This is a genomic window from Cryobacterium sp. TMB1-7, assembly GCF_004402435.1.
Classification (GTDB): Bacteria; Actinomycetota; Actinomycetes; order Actinomycetales; family Microbacteriaceae; genus Cryobacterium; species Cryobacterium zongtaii.
The window spans coordinates 98,995-115,960 of record NZ_SOFZ01000005.1; the positions used below are offsets into that span (position 1 = coordinate 98,995).

Consider the following 16,966-nt stretch of genomic DNA (forward strand, 5'->3'; position numbering starts at 1 on the left):
CGATGGCGAGGCAAGCGACGGAGCTCTAGCTCCAATCGGTTCGGGAATTAGCCTGCCGGGACAAAGATTGGCACGGTAGATAGTGCTCCCTCGCCATTCCCCAACGCTCCCCAAAATGCGCTGGAATCGTATTCGTACGCCAGCTCACCGAGCGGCACACTCGTTGAGTCGTATTCGCCCCGCCGCCCCCGAGGCCTGCCCCGTTCGGCGATTAGGTGAAGGTTCTTTCGCGCCCGGGATGCGATCACATAGAGCAGTTTTTTAGCGCCGTTTTCCTGATCTTTGTCGTTGAAGTGCGGGACCATGCCGTCCAGAAGTGCATACGCGATGACTGTGTCGAACTCAGCTCCCTTCACTCCATGAATGGATGAAACCGTGATCCCGGTCCGTTCTCGAAAGACGCGCCTAAAGACGGTGATGTCCGTCATAAACGGAGCGCCGTCGTTCACCATCCGCTCTATCCGAGCCGAAGAGCTGGCGAAGAAGGCATCGTGTTGTTGCGAGAGACTTGGGTGATCCCCCATAGAGATATCGAGCAGTCCAAGAAGGCGCCGGAAGTACTCCCTCAGGTATTCGAGACCGTTCGTCTCATGGACTTCGATACCGTTCGACTCGAGAAGCAGCGATCGTGAAGAAACGCGGCTGACGTCGGCACCAGCTGCAAGAAGATCGCTGATGACATCCTGCGCCCAGCGTAGGCGCCGCATGTACATGGTTGGCGACGCCTCTGTCAGGCCGATTCGAGCAAGTTTGTACCAAAAATTATCGCGGTCCCGGGAGAACGGAACCAGCCCAGGACCGTCGAATTCGTACTCAGGGAGTGCGGTGACAAGATTTCGCGTCACCGACGCCAGGTGCGTCCACCAGGGTGCAAGGATGCAGACTTCATGCGGGTCCACTCCGAGAATCTCGATGTTGTAGCGAACCAGTCGAACTAGCTCTGCTTCTAAGCCTTCGTGGTGGAGAATCTCGTTGAACGTGATCAGACTTGGGTGATTCTTGTCCCGAGACGCTGATTCAGTTCTGGTCTGATGGACATTGAAATGTGAGAAATAGTCTACGACGCGGGCTGAGGAGCGGTAGTTCTTGACGAGTTGTCGCTCAGTCAACTGCCCGCCTATAAGGTTCCGGAAATGGTTGGGTTGAATTGGGATACCACCCAGAGATGTGAAAATTGCCTGATTAGGGTCTCCCACTATGAGCGTGCGCGCGGTTCCGTTGCTTGCCTTCAGGATTGCCCCAAGCATGAGGTACTGGATCTTGGTCGTGTCTTGGTATTCATCGATAGCGATGAACGAGAAGAGCTTCCCCAGAATCTGACTGATCTCGGGTCGATCACGGATTAGTTCGTATGAATAGTGCAACAAATGCGCGAAGTCGACTTGGCGGAAGAATTCGAGTTCACCGAAATAGCGAGACAGTATCCTACGAATCTCCGGATGGAGCCAGGCTTTCCCGCTCTCGAGTTGAACGCCATTCTCGTCAAAGTGATATCCGCAGTCATAAGTTGTAATTTTCGGGTTTGACCCAACGCAAAGGCGTTCAAGCATGGCTTCGGTCTCGTACGCATTGATGATCTGGAAGCCGCTGTGCAATTTCGGGTGATACACGCCATAAGGCTTGAGAATCCACTCGAGACAAAATGAATGGATAGTTCCGATCCAAAGTTTGTCGGTGTCAACTCCGAGTGAGGCAATTCGTTCTTCGATTTCGTCCGCGGCACGATGGGTGTAGGTAATCGCTGCGACAAACTGTCGATGATCTGGACCGAGTTGGCTCAGTTCGCTGGCCACTTTGTAAGTCAACGTTCGAGTTTTCCCGCTCCCTGGGCAAGCGACCAGAAACACATTCCCCGAATCGGACAGTACGCCCTCTTGATCAGAATCGAGCGATCCCGGGGACCACGTATCCATTCGCTAGTACCGTGCGAGGACGTCGAGGATGCTGTCCTCCGGAAAAAGGATGGTCATCGCTGAAGCGAGAGACCGAAACGTGATGAGACTGGAGCCAAAAGTCTCAAGAGTGTTTCGAAACTCGTCGCGCGCCTCAACCGTGTAGGAGTCTGATTCATCGAGAACTTCAAGGCGATAACTCAATATCGTGTACCACATCTCATCGCTGATCAGCGGATGAGCGAATGCCAACGCATCGAGGATGTACCCGGGAATCCTCACTTGCTCATCGATCTTCTCGCCCAGCAAGATTGCGTACCATCCCTTGCCTTCGACCTCTGCGAGTTGCAGGGCCGCCCACCGCGCCGTGGTTGGGTCCTTGGAACTTAGAGCGGACTTGACGGCATCGCGAGTTCTTGCGAGCTTGTAGATGTCGCTCACCCCGCGTCTCAGAATTGCAACGTTTCCGGAGTCGGCGAAATCAACTTCGAATGTGTGTGCGGCATAGAAGACGCCGACCCAAGGATTATCTTTCACGAACGCGTCCAGTCGTGTTGCCCGTGCTACTCCGGCTTCCTGAGAACGCTTCGACCGAATGCGGAAATTTCTCGTTTTCACTGTGTCTTCGTCCGTCGGGACCAAGTCGATGATCGACGCATCCTGATCAGTGATTATCGCGCACCGCTTGCGGATGCGGACAGGGTCGAACAAAATAGCGACATTCTCGAATCCCGTGCTTCGAATATTGATGAGGCTGATACCGAGCTCGTCCAGACCTATCCCCAATACGGTCTTTATCAGGATAGGGATGAGGATTTCTTCAGCATCGCCCTCCACCAATAAGACACTTCGAGCGAAGAGCAAATTGCTTCTGACCGCGTCAAGATACCGGCTCACGTTTCGGATTTCCTTCGCGTCAAGCCCAGACGACGGCTGGAAGGCCTCGCACTTACCATTGACGCGGCCAAGTATGTTCATGCTCTTGACGTTGCTTACTTCCGAAATTTGCGGCGAGTGGGTCGAGAAAATAACTTGTGTCGAGGCGTAGCTCAAGCGGTCAAAGAGAGTTTTCTGGATATGGCTATGGATGTGCGCTTCTGGCTCTTCGATCAGGAGAAAATTCGCGATGGGGTATCGGGAATTCTGATACTTGAATTCCAGCAGTTTAAGAGTGAGGTACATGAGATTGGCGCCGCCAAGGCTCATTTCAGCTATCCCCCCTTCGTAATGAGCGTTATCTTCCCCGACGAACAGCTTGAGCGATTGGAACAACTTATCGGCGTCGTCGGGAAGGGCGGACTTGATAGAAAGGGACGTTGGCGAATAAGCCTCCCCCACGGCATCAAGAAGCGTCTGTTTGATATCGGTGCGCACCTCCTGAACATCCGGCCAACCTTCAATCGCCGCGTTGAGGTCCCGAACTTTCGATGTGATCGCACTAAACGAGTCTTGATCGACTTCCCCGCTCTTGTGGCGCAGCAATGCTCGGAGCGGATTAGAGCGGCCGTTTTCAAAGTCGGACACCACGTCGCGGAGAGCCTTGATGAAGGTGAAAGAGATTTCCCTCGACACGGAAAGCTGTTTCGGTAGGACAACACCCAATTCACCGAATTCTGTCTCTGAGTTGAAGACGGCGGTTTCGAAGTCCCCGACGATTCGTCGGTACTCCTTCGGATCGTTGAAGTCGACGGTGCTCCTACCAGTGAAGATGATTTCGTAATCCTCCTCACCGATGTCCGCCAAGATCGCCGCTAAGGACGCCGTGTCCCCATCCGACAAAGCAGAGAGCGCACGACGAACGGATTGCCGGGGTCTATAGATCAGGTTGTATGTTGCACGATCAATGTCGCTGCCATCGAGGACTCCGACACCATGGAGGAAGAGCGCCTGAATCGCTTCCGCCTTCGAGACGTTCGAGAATTCCATGCTGATGACGATCCAGTGGCCTCGGTGGTCCGTGAGACCCCGGTAGAAGTCTTCGGCGTTCATTCGATACGCAGATGGGATCATCTCCCGGTCAAGGAGCAACCGGATGGCTCGAAAGAGATTGCTCTTGCCTGCCCCGTTTTCACCAATGACTGTGTTAATCCCTTCGCTGAACTGCAACTTAGCGTTGGGGAAATTCCGGTAGTTGACAAGGCTCAACTTGGAGATGTGCATGGGTGTCCTCTCGTGATCGACACATTGAAACGAGGTCGTCACGAGCATCGGGCCAGCCGGCACGAGGTGCCCTGCACCCCCGCATGACTAGCTGGAGCAACTCATCCGTCTCTGCGTTCGCTCCGAAGGCGAAACCTGCAGCGACACGGTCGGGGCATGGCTTTGATCGAAGACAATCACAGTTGAGTTGTGCGTGCCCATAGCCTCGCACGTGAGGGGGCCGTTTCTGCGCTCGCCACGCTTGATCTCCTGGTCAAAAGTGATTATCGCGGATTGTGCCAACCGCGAATCCCACCCGGCGTCACCGGGTTCTCGGTACCTGCTCAATCCGCGTGTTAACTGCAATCAGTCCAAGCTGTTGACGCCAGCGACTTGCCGGGAGCTCCACATCTTCATGGCCGCCGGCATCAACCCGTTCCGAGAGGCTCTGAGCGCATGTGATCCAACCCAGGTGACCGCCATTACGGTCTGTCTTGCTCAAAATCTTGTCAGCCAAGTGCCGCAGCATTCCGCCAACGACCGCTAGTTCGCATCCGATGCGAACCTCGACGGCTTCCACGCACCCCGCGCCACTCGGACTTGGCTACGAGAGGTGTACTTGGCTCTCGGACGAGCCCTGATGATTTCCCCGTGTTTTGCGAGGTCATCCAACGGTAGGTCGAACTCCCAGGCGAGTCTTTCATTCTGACCCAAGGTGAACGGAAACTTGGGCGATGCTAAGGCTTTCTCGGGCGGGCTGAAAAGAGATTCGATACCGCCACCTCCGTGAACGGCTTCAACAAAGAAGCTGTCGCCGTTACCCCGATCCACCTCCCACGAAGCGTCGACGATTTGTGTCGCTTGGTTGCCCGCGTTGAATATTTCGATACTGAATCCCGCCCGCCGTGATCGACTCACTCCGCTCAACCACTGAGCCCCTTTCACGCTCACGACGGGCCTGTCCCAACGAAGAGAACGGTATGTCGTCCAACCAACGGACGTTAGGGAGATAACGATCGCGAATATTGCCAACAAGTCAGAGGAAGTCACACAACTAAGAATGGCCTACGTGCGGCAAATCGAAGGTCAGCGCTTCTTGCCACCGATACCTGGCACGTACGGGACTTGTTTCATCCAAGCCGCGACCTGGAGTTCGTCGATGTTCTCCACCGATTCGAGCTCCACACCCCTCGTCGACTTGCCCTTCCGACATACACGCAATTGACTTCCTTCTGCTTGTGGTCCCCTAGTCGTTCTCGCTATCCGAGATCACCCCCAGCGTTTCAAGCGCGTCGCGTGCTGCTGGTATCTGGGGAGCGCTGGCCCCCGTGAACCATTCGCCGGAACCTTCGCGCCGCTCGATCGCGCGGAGATCAAGGTGTTCGTATGGCAAGACTGGTCGCCCAGAAACCGACAGGCCATTGGCGGTGCGTACCGCGAAGTGCTCAACTCGTATTGAGCGATACACCTTGGATACCTGCACTGGACCGCCCACGGATTCCTCCTTTGCAGACGAATCTTGGGTCTGGCGATAAACATACTCGAGGGGATGGTAGTCCATCGGACCGGATATGAGTCCCTTGTTGTAGTCCCGAGCCAGAGCTCCCTGAAGTCTCCCGCCTCCGTCTCCTATCGTCGCAAAACGAGTCCCGCGTCCGGGGCTACGAAGGGCCGGAGGTAGTCGACCCGGGGTGCCGTTGCCAGTGAAGCGCCAACTATCCAAGTCGAAGGTGTACCGGTAGATGCGGAAGCCGTTTAGTCTCCACGACCAGCCAGCGAGAAGGAATTCACATTTAGGCGCTTCGCGGGAGGCCTCCCCTTTCGCTTCGTCCAGGACTGCGTTCAACACCTTCTCAAGGTGCTTTGCGAACTGTGGAAGATCAAGGGTTCGAAGAACCGATCCGTTGTAAGACCGGGTCGTGGCAACAGCCTGAAAAACCAGCGGCAGCGCCCGCCAAGTGTCCCCAGCGAAGGCGAGGAGCGCGTCGTCGCGACCAACATCGAATATCTTTGCGCAGGCATCCCACCGCTCACCGCCGCTAAGACGACTGTCGCTAACGACAACCATTTCTGACAGCTGTCCCACCTGACGTTCCCAGGCCACTACTGATGTCACCTCGAGATACTATCGCCCCCTCTCTCTGCCATGCCGTTAGACACTGCGGGGTATCCCTGACCTGGCACCTGAGTGCTCCTCCTCAATCTCTAAAGCGCGGCTCTCAGCTTGAGCTCGCACCCATCACCTCTCGATATCGAGATTGCTGAACCTGGACGGACCTCTCCGTCCGATGCGCACACGGCCCGGCCTGGACTCGCCGGTACTACGCGACGTTTGCTGCGAGTAGCGGGCGCCATGGTGCCCCGACGAAGACTGCAAGTTCAGTTGCCGGCTACGTTAAAGGCATCAGATATGGCCTCGACGGTCTCGCACGGGTAGGCCTCCCGGCACCCCAGACAGGTACCGACTTCGTCCGCGTGGAGGTCGAGGACCGCCAAGATGGCCTTTGCAGGCTTTGCCTTGTACCGCTCGGCAGAGACCCGCATCTGTTCGCGGACACTGGTGAGCGTGGCGGCCGCGCGCGGCTTGCGCACATACTCCGGCACATCCGGGGCACACAGCCGGCAGCGTGTGTACTTCCTGGTGGACGCGGCGAGCACCCGCCGGTCGACGAAGGCCGCCATCCGCGGGGAGTCGCCGTGCGATAGTTGCTCGCGCCAGTCGTGCCGGGTCGCGCCCGGCGCCATCGCTTCCCAAGCATCCCGTCTGGAGGTGTGGAAGCCGCTGTTCCGGCACGCCAGGGTGTGCACCTTCGCGAGGCTGGAAAGGATGAACGCATCGCCGGTGGCGACCTGTCCGTCCACATACTCCTGCTCGGAGGCGATCAACCGCATTAAATACGCGTCGAATTCCTCGTCAGGGACAATCTCGAACAGGTTGGTGTCGCACGGGTCAATGGTCCTATTACCGATCAGATGCATGACGCAATCGTCGCAGACACGCCCGGGATTCGCCTATGGGGTGACCAATGGGACACCCCACCCTTCAAGGACCTGGTGCCGCGTCTCGAGGCCTACGCCTTGGATCATCTCCATGCCAAGGTCGAGCGGGCGCTGGCCCTTGCTGTCGAGGTGGAACTCACGTGGACAACAAGCCCTCAGGTGACCGCCAGAAGCAGTAACGGATGTCATTCAGCTTCGCGGATGAATGATTGCAAACACTCGATCCTCGGCGCAAAATGGAAGGTAGTTCTTCGAAGGCCCGCACGTTGCATCGACGACCTGATTCTCGAGCTTTCGGTAAAACTCCAGATGGCACGGTGTGGCCGCTGCGGCATCACCGCGGACAGGCGCAATCCCACGAAACCTCGTTTGCGGACGACGAAGTGAGATTTGCGTCTGAACTACAAAACCCCAGATGGCGAGGCGCCGCCACCGTGGCGGCACCGTGAAAAGTCAGCATCCATCGCGAACGCACGGTCAGGAAAGCCGTGGCGCTCGGGCCACAGGTTCAGGTTGAAGAAGCGAAAACCCAGATGGTGCGGTGCTGCCACCGTGGCAGCACCGTGATCAGTCGTCATCTTTCGCGAACGCCCGATCTAGCAGCGCGGCGGTGGCCGGGTTCACCAGCTCGCTGCGTTGGATGTAGTGCATCACCGTTACCCTGGTGTCCGTGTGGCCGAGCAGTTCCGCGGCGAGTTCGATGCTGGCGTTGGTGTTGACTGCGGTGGCGACCGTGCGGCGGAACATGTGCGGGGTCACGCCGTTGATACCGGCGCCCTCTAGCACCTGTCGCAGTTGCCGGCGCACGTTCGCGGTCGTCAGCGGCGTGCCGTCACGAGACTGGAACAGCAGGTCATCCAGACCCATGCTCCCGACCTTGGCGAGCCGCCGGCGGACCGCGTCGGCGGTGAACGTCGGGATGGCGACAACGCGGGTGGACTTGGCCGTTTTGGGGTGGTCCTGCCGGAAGGTTTGCTCTCCCTTGCGGCTGACGATGGTGCCGGCTAGGCGGATTGAGGGCACGGGGCTGGTGATATCGATGTCCCGGCGACGGATAGCCAGAACCTCACCGATTCGGGCCGAGGTTCCGAGCATGACCTCGATCATCGCGCCGAGCTGGCCGTCGGGCTTGGGGCCGGACGTGTGGTCGACGGCGCTCTCCCACTGGGCGATCGCCGCACGGATCACGTTGACCTCCGGGGCCATGAGCGCGGCGGGGACGTGCGGCTCACGGTGCAGGCGGGCAACGTGGTCCATCGGGTTCCTCGGCAGCACCTCGTGCCGCACCGCCAGCTCGAGGGCAAGCCGCAGCACGACCCGGGCCTGTTTGGCGCGATTGTAGGAGATCTTCGCGAGCTGTTTGATGAACTTGTCGCACCGGGCCACCCCGATCTCCCGCAACGCCAGGTGGTCGAAGGCGGGTGAGACGAGGGTGCGCATGTTGCGCTCATACAGGTTGCGGGTGGTCCGGGAGATGCGGTCCTCCAGGTCGATGTCCTCCAACCAGTAGGTCACCAGGTCACGGAACAGGCTGTCTGGCGTGAGCGACGTGTCGGCGGGTTGGAACAGGTCCCGGTCGGCGAGCTTGGCCTTCAGCGCCCGTTCGGCGGCCTTGGCGGTGGCACCGGTGCCTTGCACCAGGCGCGCGTGGCCGTCCCAGTCCCGGTAGCGGGTCCGCGCCTCGTAGCGTCCGTTCGGCATCTGGCGGGTGCTGATGTCACCGAAGGTGCCGATGGTCAACCGTTGCCGGGGCATCTCAGCTCACCGCCGATCGGTGCGCCTGGGCTCGCTGGTGGGATCGCGCTGCTGGGCGATCCAGGCCCGCACATCGGAGATCGCGAACTTGAGGTGCTTGCCGAACCGGTATGCCGCGGGGCCTTTGCCGTGCACCCGCCAGTCGTAGACGGTGGAGATCGGGATGCCCAGGTAGGCGGCGAGCTCGTGGACGTCCATCAGAGGCTCGAGGCCCCAGTCGTCGGTGGGAGGAGAGGTTGGGTTCTCGTTGTGAATGCTCATACCTAGAAGGTGTGCATGGCGATCCCTGACGTTCGGGAGGAACCGAAACGGACCTCAGTGCCCCGCACGACAGGGCCGGCTCAACGGCAGAAATGGGCTGAAAGTGATGGGGTAGTGATGGGAACATCAAATCTCTTAACCAAAAAAGTCCCGGAAACCCTTGAGTTTCCGGGACATTTGGTCGGGCTGACAGGATTTGAACCTGCGACCCCCTGACCCCCAGTCAGGTGCGCTACCAAGCTGCGCTACAGCCCGCCGTGCCCGACAGATTCCCGTATGGGCATCCACCGGAGGCAACTGGAATAGCTTACCGCGTCGGCGGAGTGCTCGCGTTCACTTTTGGGGTGTATCTGGGCGCGGGGTGCTGGGAAATGCGGTTGACAATGTTGCAGAGCGACGTAGTGTCTACCGGAGACAGGGCACCGGATCTCGACAGGATCGGTCAGCGCGTGGGATCGGTCAGCGGGTGGGCTCGATCAGCGGGTGCGACGACGATTCTCTGCTCACACATAGGTTGTCCATAGGAATGATGCGTAGCGTGACGCGAGGTCGTCACCGGCCGCTCATACAACGAAGGAAGTTATGTCCCAGAACAGCTCACGTCCCCTGTCCAAGTTCAACCTCGTCTTGGCACTGCTGTGGCTGGTCGACGTGGTCGTGACCGCCGCGGGGTACCTGATCCTGACCTCCTCCAACGCCACCCAGGCCGAGTTCTACACCTCGCAGTCCTCCGACTACGTGGCGTACTTCTCCGCCCAGTCCGGCAGCGGTCTCGGTGCCACCCTGATCGGCACCGGCATCCTGGGCTTCATCATCACCCTCGCGGCCATGGTCGTGGCCCGGTCAATCGCCAAGAACGCCGTCGTGGCGCCCGCCGCTATCGATGACGAGCCGGACTTCGACTTCGATGAGACCGACTTCGACTCCGCCTCCGACACTGACGAGAAGACTGCCGTGACGACGCCGGCTGCCGCCGCGCCGACCGTTGAGGCTCCCACCGCCGACACCACCTCGGGCGACGAGCCCACCGACGAGCCCAAGACCGCTCGCTAGCTCCTCCGCGCGCAAGCGCTGACGTGGGAATGCCCGGGGCGGTGCCCTAACCACCGCCCCGGGCATATCTATGTTTGGGCCTCCCCCGCCCAAAAACCTGTTAGGAGAGAGCTTCGAGGAGCTTCTGCACCTCGGCGTCGGGCAGCACGGACCACGGTGAACCGTCCGGGTCCGCGGCCGCGGCATCCGGGCTCTCGCCCTGATTCCACCATTTACTCTCGTAGGGAACCCCGTCGAAGAGGATCAGGGCGCTCTTCTCGTAGATGGCGGTGCCGTCCCAGGTGGGGTACGTGCCGGCGGGCAGGGTGGGCTTGGGGATCGGGGTCTCCCCCGGCATCACCGGGCCGATCAGCACCCACGGTGTCTCCCACTCGTTGAGCACCGGGTTGTCGGGCAGGTCACCGCGCGTCCACCACTTGGTCTGGTAGACGTTCTTGTGCCAGACCACCTTGGTGCCCTCGAGGTAGGAGGATTCCTCCGTCCAGATCGAGTACGGGCTGGTGTCGGGGTCGTCGACGATCGACTCGATCTCCTTGGCCTCGTCGGTGGTCACCGACGCCGCCGCGTGAACGGGGCGGCCGGTGAAGCCCTTGCCCAGCACGTCCACGAACTTCTCATCGCCCTGGTCGATGCCGCTGCAGGAGTCCGACACCCGGGTGAGGTCGGCGTAGTTCGATCCGCAGGTGGTGTCCCGGTTGAGGGACCACAACGACATCCGGCCGATCTTCTGTTCCCGCGCGAACGTGTTCACGGCACGGGCGTCGTCGAGGTCGAAGACCTCGTCGGGCACGTCGTTCTGGCCGGCCATGGGCGTCATGCCGATCTTCGACCACACCGTGGCATCCGTCAGCTGGGTGCCGGCCCGGCTGTACAGGGTGCCGATCTGCCGGTGCGCGGCCGTGACGGCGCGAATGGATGCCTCGGCCATGGTCTCGCCGGCGTCCTTGCTGCTGCCGTAGTCCATGGTCATCAGGTTCACCCCGGCCAGGTCCACCTTGGCGTCGAGCATGGCGGTGACCGCGTCGGTGCCGTCTTCGGTGAGACCGAAGGTGCCCACGGGCAGGGTCAGCCACACCGCAAGGTCCTCGCCGTCGGCGCGGCGGTCGGCCTGCAGGTCGGCGAGCGCGGTGGCCCGGCGTTCGGCCGCCGCACTGTCGGTGAGGTTGTCCCCCTCGAGATCGAGGTCGATGGTGGTCACGTCGTACCGGTCGAGCACCGCGGCGTAGGCGGCGGTGAGCTTCTTGGTGTCGGTGCAGCCGGTGCCCAGTTCGGTGTTGAGCAGGCCGCCGAAGGAGACGATGACCTGACCGTCGAGCTGGGTCACCCGGGCCAGCCGGCGGTCGAGGTCCAGCTCGTCCGCAGCCTCATCCAGGGTGTAATAGGTGCCCCAGCTGGGCGTGCAGGGCTCCTCGGCGTCAGCAACGATGAATGAGAGCACCACGTCGCTGCCGGCCCGGTCGGCCGACGCCTCGAAGTCGTAGGTGGGGGTGGCGGTCACGTCGACGTAGCCGGCGAACCAGGGGTCGTAGGCCTCGGCGGCCTGCGCCGAACCCCACCACTGCCAGCCGAGGTAACCGCCGCTGGACAACGCCACGACAAGCACCACACCGAGGAAGACCCGCACCACCGAGAGGCGCCGACGCGGCTTGGCGACCGCGGTGACGGTCTCGGGGGCGGTGGGCGCTGGTGCGCCGGGTTCTACGGCGCTCATTTGAGTGCTCCCTGCTTGGTGCTCTTTGAGCCGGGCTGGTTCACGAACGGTCCGGTGATCACTTCCACGTCGCTGGGCAGCTCGCCGACTGCGTGGCCGTGATAGATCACCGCGCGCCAGTCCAAGACGGGCTCCAGCGGTTGAGGCGCCTCGACGGCGACACTGCGGCGGGGGGCGCGTTCGACGAACATCCACTGGGTCAAGCCGAGCCAGACATCCACGATCGAGTTCCAGAGACCGATGTAGGCAGCAATCGCGAAGACGGCCAGCAGGGCGTTGAACCCGGCGAACAAGGCGTTGCCCCAGTTCCCTTGCGACACATCGCGCCACAGGGTGAGCGCGGAGAACGCGACGATCACGTACGGCACCACCACGAACAGCAGCGGCGCTGCCGTGCGGTTGCGCACCTTGGGGGTGCGGGCGAACGGGATCTTCTTGCTGGTCACGGCCTGCTGCATCGACTTGAGCACCCCGGCGAGGTTCACCGGCAGCAGGATCAGGTTGAAGCCGTAGATGCGCAGGATGTCGCTGAACTTGTAGCCGCACGACCGCAGGTCGCTGCCCATCGCGAGGAAGTACGGCACGGCGGCGAGCACAACGACGGGGCTGAGCAGCCGGCTGTCGTAGGGGTAGGCGAGCAGGAAGATCAGGCCGAAGCTGGCCCAGGCGATGCTGGCCATGTAGTTCACCCGCAGCGCCAGTTCGATCACGCTGATCGGGTGGCCCTGGCGGCGGCGCTCACGCATCTGGCGCCAGAGCTTGGGCAGGATCAGCAGACCGCCGTTGGCCCAGCGGCGACGCTGCACGATGAGCGAACCGAAGTCGGGCGGGGTGGCGCTGTAGCTGAGTCGCTCGGGGTAGTTCGTCAGCGACCAGCCGTGGGTGCCCAGGTCGATGCTGGACTCGGTGTCCTCGATCACGGTGCGGTCCTGCACGTAGCGGCGCACCTCGAAGCCGCCCACGGTTTCCACCTCGACGATGTCTTCCAAGGCCACCTTGCGGATCACGGCGTTCGCCCCCACCCAGAAGGTGGCGCCGTAGTGCGACAGGCCCTGGTGCAGAATGTGCTGGATGTCGGTGGTGGCGCCGGCGAGCCGCTCGATGCGGGTGGGGGCGCCGCGGAACGACGAGTACGGCGTCTGGGTGACGGCGACTCTGGCGTTGTCGGGCTGTTCGAGGAAGTAGACCAGGCGCAGACAGTAGTCGCGCAGCAGCAGCGAGTCGGCGTCGAGGGTGAGCAGGTACTCGGAGTCGCGCACCACATAGTCGGCTGGTGCATCGTCGGCGACCGGGCGCAGGATGGTGCCGTCCGGCCCCTCCTCGCGCTGGAACCGGCGACCCATCAGACCGATGTACGCGTTGAGGTTCATCGCCTTGTTGGCCTCGTGTGACAGCGACGAGAACAGTTTGCGCTCGAAGGTGTCCAGCTCGGCGGAGAAGGTCCAGAGCAACCGGCGGTGCAGCTCCAGCATCCGGGCGGCGCTGGGGGCGGTGCCCTCCCGCGCGGCCGCGGTCAGCGCCGCGCCGGTGAGGGAGAGTTCCGCGGCAAGGCCACCGAGCACCTGCTCCACGAAGAAGGTGTCGACGTGGTCATCGATGGTCTCGGCGGAGGCCATCGCCTGCAGCCAGCGGGCAGCCCACTGGTAGCTGTCGGCGAGGCGCTGCACGGCCCGTTGGGTGGGCTGCTGGTCGTCAGCGAGTTCGATCTCGCAGATCAACAGCTCTTCGGCGAACCGGTTCTTCGGTACCGCCAGGGCCAGTTCGATGTCCCGGGCTATGCTGCGGGAGGACCGCAGCTGGGCGGCGACGGCCGGGTCGGTCGGGTGCGGCGGGTCGTCAAGCAGCAGAACGATGCGCAGGTCGGGATACTCCTGCAACGCGGCCGACCACAGAGTTGCCCGCACCACGCCGTGTTCCTCGCTGTAGGAAGGCACCAGCACGGTAAGTGAACCCTGGTGGTTGGCGAAGTGTCCGTCGAGTTCGGCACGGGGTACCCGCACGTGGTCGCGGAACCGTTGAAGTGCACCCTGCCGGGCTACCAGGTACAGCAGCGCGGAGAAAGTGAGGAAGGTCACCACGATCACGTAGGAGACGGCCTCGGTGGTGAACCGGAAGCTCTCGGCGCCGTTGTTGAGGAACTGACGCAGGATTGTGTAGATGACGTACGCGAGCCAGGCCAGCACAGTGCTGATGATGGCGAGTCGACCCCAGATGATTTTGGCGTCGCTGGGGATGTCGTGAACGGTGGGAAGGGGCTGGGTGCTGCGTTCGGCGCCGAGTTGGCGTTTGCGGGCAGGCGAAGCTAGGGACTTCGAGGGCACAGTGAATTCATCCTTGGAATAGGGCCAGGGATCTCGCTGGATCAGCGGTCGAGAGTTCGGGTTCTCGTTTAGACCAGGTCACAACGAAATGCAGGGACACGGAAATGTCGGAAGGGCTACGTGGTGCGCCCAGCGCCGCTCTAGGAAGCGGACGGCTGAGGGGGAAGAGGAAGCTGGAGCGGCCGCGAGCTGGCGAGCGTTCCGCGGGTTTCGGGGCCGGCGGATGCTGCGGATGATGCGGTCGAACCTGGGCGTGAGCTCGATGTACTGAGGAATGTCGAAGTGGAGCACTCCGGTGTGGATCACGGGCCGGGTGAGGCTCGTTGATTGGGCGGTGCCGGTGGAACCGGGTGGGTTCTGCCAGCAGTTAGAACATAAGACAATGTCACCGGCGCGGGAAACCCCCTCGTTTGGGGGTACCTTCAACCTCAGCTTGCGGGTTCAGGTTTCCGTTTCCGCACCAGCGCTGGGATCGGGTCGCTTGGGTTGCGTTGTCCTTAGGCGGCCCTTGAGCAAAGCTTGCGCCAACCGTGCGGCGTCATGCCGCGGGCACACACGAAAAAGCCGCATGCCGGCATCCGAAGATGCGGCACACGGCCTGATCGAACCTGCCGGGTAGCCGGCGGTCGGGTTAGCGCTTGCGCTTCTCGCGCACCCGCATGCTGATGTTGATCGGGCTGCCGGCGAAGCCGTAGACCTCACGCAGACGACGCTGGATGAACCGGCGGTAGCCCGGGTCAAGGAACCCGGTGGTGAAGATCACGAAGGTCGGCGGGCGGCTGGAGGCCTGGGTGCCGAACAGGATGCGCGGCTGCTTGCCACTGCGCACCGGGTGCGGGTGCTCCGCGGCCAGCTCGGCGAGGAACGCGTTGAACTTGCCGGTGGCAACGCGGGTGTCCCACGACTCGAGCGCGAGCTCGAGGGCCGGAACCAGCTTCTCCATGTGACGGCCGGTCTTGGCCGAGATGTTCACGCGCGGGGCCCAGGCCACGTGCGCCAGGTCCTGCTCGATCTCACGCTCCAGGTAGCGGCGACGGTCGTCGTCGATCTGGTCCCACTTGTTGAACGCGAGCACCAGCGCACGGCCGGACTCGAGAACCAGGTCGATGACGCGCACGTCCTGCTCGCTGATGACCTCGGTGACGTCGATGAGCACCACGGCCACCTCGGCCTTTTCCAGGGCCGCGCTGGTGCGCAGTGACGCGTAGAAGTCGGCGCCCTGAGAGAGGTGCACGCGACGACGGATGCCGGCGGTGTCGACGAAACGCCAGACCTTGCCGCCGAGCTCAACCTGCTCGTCGACCGGGTCGCGGGTGGTGCCGGCCAGCGCGTTGACAACAACACGCTCTTCGCCGACGACCTTGTTCAACAGGCTGGACTTGCCCACGTTCGGGCGTCCCAGGATCGCGACGCGGCGCGGGCCGCCCACTTCCTGCTTGGCGACGTTGGAGATCTCGGGGAGCTTCTCGAGGATCGCGTCGAGCAGGTCGGCAACGCCGCGGCCGTGCAGCGCGGAGACCGGCCAGGGCTGGCCGAGGCCGAGCGCCCACAGGCTGGCCGCTTCGGGCTCCTGACGGATGTCGTCGACCTTGTTGGCGATGAGGAAGACCGGCTTGCCGCTGCGACGCAGCAGCTTGACGACGGCCTCGTCGGTGGAGGTCGGGCCCACGTTGGAGTCCACGACGAACATGACGACGTCGCACAGCTCGATGGCCAGTTCGGCCTGCATGGCCACGGACGCGTCGATGCCCTTGGCGTCGGGCTCCCAGCCGCCGGTGTCGACGAGGCTGAAGCGGCGTTCGTGCCATTCACCCTTGTAGGTGACCCGGTCGCGGGTCACGCCGGGGGTGTCCTCCACGACGGCCTCGCGGCGGCCGAGGATGCGGTTCACGAGCGCGGACTTGCCCACGTTGGGGCGGCCGACGATCGCGATGACCGGCAGGGCCGGCAGGTACTGGATCGCGTCGGGGTCATCGGAGACCGAGTCGAGAACGTCGAAGTCCTCGTCGTCAAGGTCGTATTCGTTCAGGCCGGTGCGCAGCGCGGTGGCGCGCTGAGTGATCAGCGCGTCGTCCTCGTCGAGGTCGGTCAGGCGCGATGCGATTTCCGGGTCGAGTTCGGGGATCGTCGTGTCGTCGAATTGATTAGTCATGCGAGTTCCTCGCGGTATTGATGACCTCTACAACCGCGTCAATGGTCTGGTCGAAGTCGAGATGGGTGGAGTCGACGGTGGTCACACCGTCTGCGGCGCTCATGAATTCCACTACCTGGGAGTCGGCGCGATCCCTCGATCGCAGCTGTTCCGCCACGGTGTGGGCCGATTGGGTTGATATTTCCGCAGAGCGCCTAGCCATTCTAGCCTCTTCGGTTGCTGTGAGTAGAATGCGGACCTCGGCCTCGGGTGCGACGACGGTGGTGATGTCGCGGCCCTCGACCACCACGCCGGGCTGCGGAACCGCCCGGGCGATGCGGCGGAACAGCTCGGTCAGGTGGCTGCGCACCGCGGGGACCCGGGCGATTGCGCTGACCGCGGCCGAGATCTGCGGTTCACGGATGGCGTCGGTGACGTCGGTCTCCCCCACCCGCACGAAATAGGCATCCGGTTCGGTGCCGATCGTGTAGTCGAAGCTGGGCAGCAGTGCGCTGACCGCGGCGGAGTTCTGCGGGTCAACCTCCTGGTCGATGACCAACCAGGCCAGCGCCCGGTAGGCGGCGCCGGTGTCGAGGTAGCCGTAACCGAGGCGGCGGGCCACGGCCCGGCTCACGCTGGACTTGCCGCTGCCGGCCGGCCCGTCGATCGCAACGAACAGGGGGTAGGAGTGCTTACTCAAATG

At 62.1% G+C, this 16,966-nt stretch carries 12 protein-coding genes and 1 tRNA gene; 2 read left to right on the top strand and 11 right to left on the bottom strand.

Translation table 11 applies throughout. From position 1 onward, the window contains the following. Positions 1–47: 47 nt before the first annotated feature. The 4 genes from E3O60_RS00845 to E3O60_RS00865 form a co-directional block, all read right to left on the bottom strand. A complete protein-coding gene (locus E3O60_RS00845; RefSeq protein ID WP_134496867.1) occupies positions 48–1,913 on the bottom strand; it encodes a UvrD-helicase domain-containing protein in 1,866 nt (621 codons plus the stop codon). Between the two features lie 3 nt (positions 1,914–1,916). Further along, positions 1,917–4,052: an ATP-dependent endonuclease gene (locus tag E3O60_RS00850; RefSeq protein ID WP_134496869.1), complete on the bottom strand. Its 2,136-nt coding sequence runs from the start codon at positions 4,050–4,052 to the stop codon at positions 1,917–1,919. A 1,225-nt stretch (positions 4,053–5,277) separates the two neighbouring features. Further along, entirely contained in the window at positions 5,278–6,147 is an 870-nt protein-coding gene (locus E3O60_RS00860; protein WP_134496871.1) for a hypothetical protein, read from the bottom strand. A 263-nt stretch (positions 6,148–6,410) separates the two neighbouring features. Then, positions 6,411–7,010, bottom strand: coding sequence for a hypothetical protein (locus E3O60_RS00865; RefSeq protein WP_134496873.1), 600 nt, complete (start codon positions 7,008–7,010; stop codon positions 6,411–6,413). Between E3O60_RS00865 and E3O60_RS00870 the strand changes: the two genes are divergently transcribed. Further along, a complete protein-coding gene (locus E3O60_RS00870; protein ID WP_134496875.1) occupies positions 7,005–7,418 on the top strand; it encodes a hypothetical protein in 414 nt (137 codons plus the stop codon). The genes E3O60_RS00865 and E3O60_RS00870 overlap by 6 nt on opposite strands. Positions 7,419–7,598: 180 nt before the next feature. Here the strand turns inward: E3O60_RS00870 and E3O60_RS00875 are convergent, their stop codons facing one another. The 3 genes from E3O60_RS00875 to E3O60_RS00885 all read right to left on the bottom strand — a co-directional run bounded on the left by E3O60_RS00875 (position 7,599) and on the right by E3O60_RS00885 (position 9,302). Further along, positions 7,599–8,786: a site-specific integrase gene (locus tag E3O60_RS00875; protein ID WP_134496877.1), complete on the bottom strand. Its 1,188-nt coding sequence runs from the start codon at positions 8,784–8,786 to the stop codon at positions 7,599–7,601. Between the two features lie 6 nt (positions 8,787–8,792). Continuing rightward, a complete protein-coding gene (locus E3O60_RS00880) occupies positions 8,793–9,047 on the bottom strand; it encodes an AlpA family transcriptional regulator (RefSeq protein WP_241993180.1) in 255 nt (84 codons plus the stop codon). Positions 9,048–9,225: 178 nt separating this feature from the next. Then, positions 9,226–9,302, bottom strand: a tRNA-Pro gene (locus E3O60_RS00885). Positions 9,303–9,629: 327 nt separating this feature from the next. Here E3O60_RS00885 and E3O60_RS00890 point away from each other — a divergent pair. Further along, positions 9,630–10,100, top strand: a complete 471-nt coding sequence (locus tag E3O60_RS00890) for a hypothetical protein (RefSeq protein ID WP_134496879.1) — start codon at positions 9,630–9,632, stop codon at positions 10,098–10,100. 100 nt (positions 10,101–10,200) lie between these two features. Here E3O60_RS00890 and E3O60_RS00895 read toward each other — a convergent pair whose 3' ends face one another. The 4 genes from E3O60_RS00895 to cmk all read right to left on the bottom strand — a co-directional run bounded on the left by E3O60_RS00895 (position 10,201) and on the right by cmk (position 16,963). Then, the gene (locus E3O60_RS00895) at positions 10,201–11,811 is read right to left on the bottom strand and encodes a chitinase (RefSeq protein WP_134496881.1); all 1,611 of its coding nucleotides are present in this window, start codon (positions 11,809–11,811) and stop codon (positions 10,201–10,203) included. Next, positions 11,808–14,132 (bottom strand): glycosyltransferase family 2 protein, encoded by a 2,325-nt coding sequence (locus tag E3O60_RS00900; RefSeq protein WP_134496883.1) that lies wholly within the window; start codon positions 14,130–14,132, stop codon positions 11,808–11,810. Before E3O60_RS00900 ends, E3O60_RS00895 begins: the two co-directional genes overlap by 4 nt. 631 nt (positions 14,133–14,763) lie before the next feature. After that, on the bottom strand, positions 14,764–16,284 hold the full coding sequence (gene der / locus E3O60_RS00905) for a ribosome biogenesis GTPase Der (RefSeq protein WP_088455769.1): 1,521 nt from the start codon (positions 16,282–16,284) through the stop codon (positions 14,764–14,766). Then, positions 16,277–16,963, bottom strand: coding sequence for a (d)CMP kinase (gene cmk, locus E3O60_RS00910; protein ID WP_088455768.1), 687 nt, complete (start codon positions 16,961–16,963; stop codon positions 16,277–16,279). The genes der and cmk overlap by 8 nt, the downstream gene beginning before the upstream one ends. Positions 16,964–16,966: the final 3 nt, after the last annotated feature.

What these genes read in the sequence shown, in the direction of transcription:
- E3O60_RS00890 (WP_134496879.1), top strand. Translation starts at nt 9,630, where the DNA reads ATGTCCCAGAACAGCTCACGTCCCCTGTCCAAGTTCAACCTCGTCTTG.
- E3O60_RS00880 (WP_241993180.1), bottom strand. Translation starts at nt 9,047, where the DNA reads ATGAGCATTCACAACGAGAACCCAACCTCTCCTCCCACCGACGACTGG.
- E3O60_RS00870 (WP_134496875.1), top strand. Translation starts at nt 7,005, where the DNA reads ATGCATGACGCAATCGTCGCAGACACGCCCGGGATTCGCCTATGGGGT.
- der (WP_088455769.1), bottom strand. Translation starts at nt 16,284, where the DNA reads ATGACTAATCAATTCGACGACACGACGATCCCCGAACTCGACCCGGAA.
- E3O60_RS00850 (WP_134496869.1), bottom strand. Translation starts at nt 4,052, where the DNA reads ATGCACATCTCCAAGTTGAGCCTTGTCAACTACCGGAATTTCCCCAAC.
- E3O60_RS00895 (WP_134496881.1), bottom strand. Translation starts at nt 11,811, where the DNA reads ATGAGCGCCGTAGAACCCGGCGCACCAGCGCCCACCGCCCCCGAGACC.
- E3O60_RS00865 (WP_134496873.1), bottom strand. Translation starts at nt 7,010, where the DNA reads ATGCATCTGATCGGTAATAGGACCATTGACCCGTGCGACACCAACCTG.
- E3O60_RS00875 (WP_134496877.1), bottom strand. Translation starts at nt 8,786, where the DNA reads ATGCCCCGGCAACGGTTGACCATCGGCACCTTCGGTGACATCAGCACC.
- E3O60_RS00845 (WP_134496867.1), bottom strand. Translation starts at nt 1,913, where the DNA reads ATGGATACGTGGTCCCCGGGATCGCTCGATTCTGATCAAGAGGGCGTA.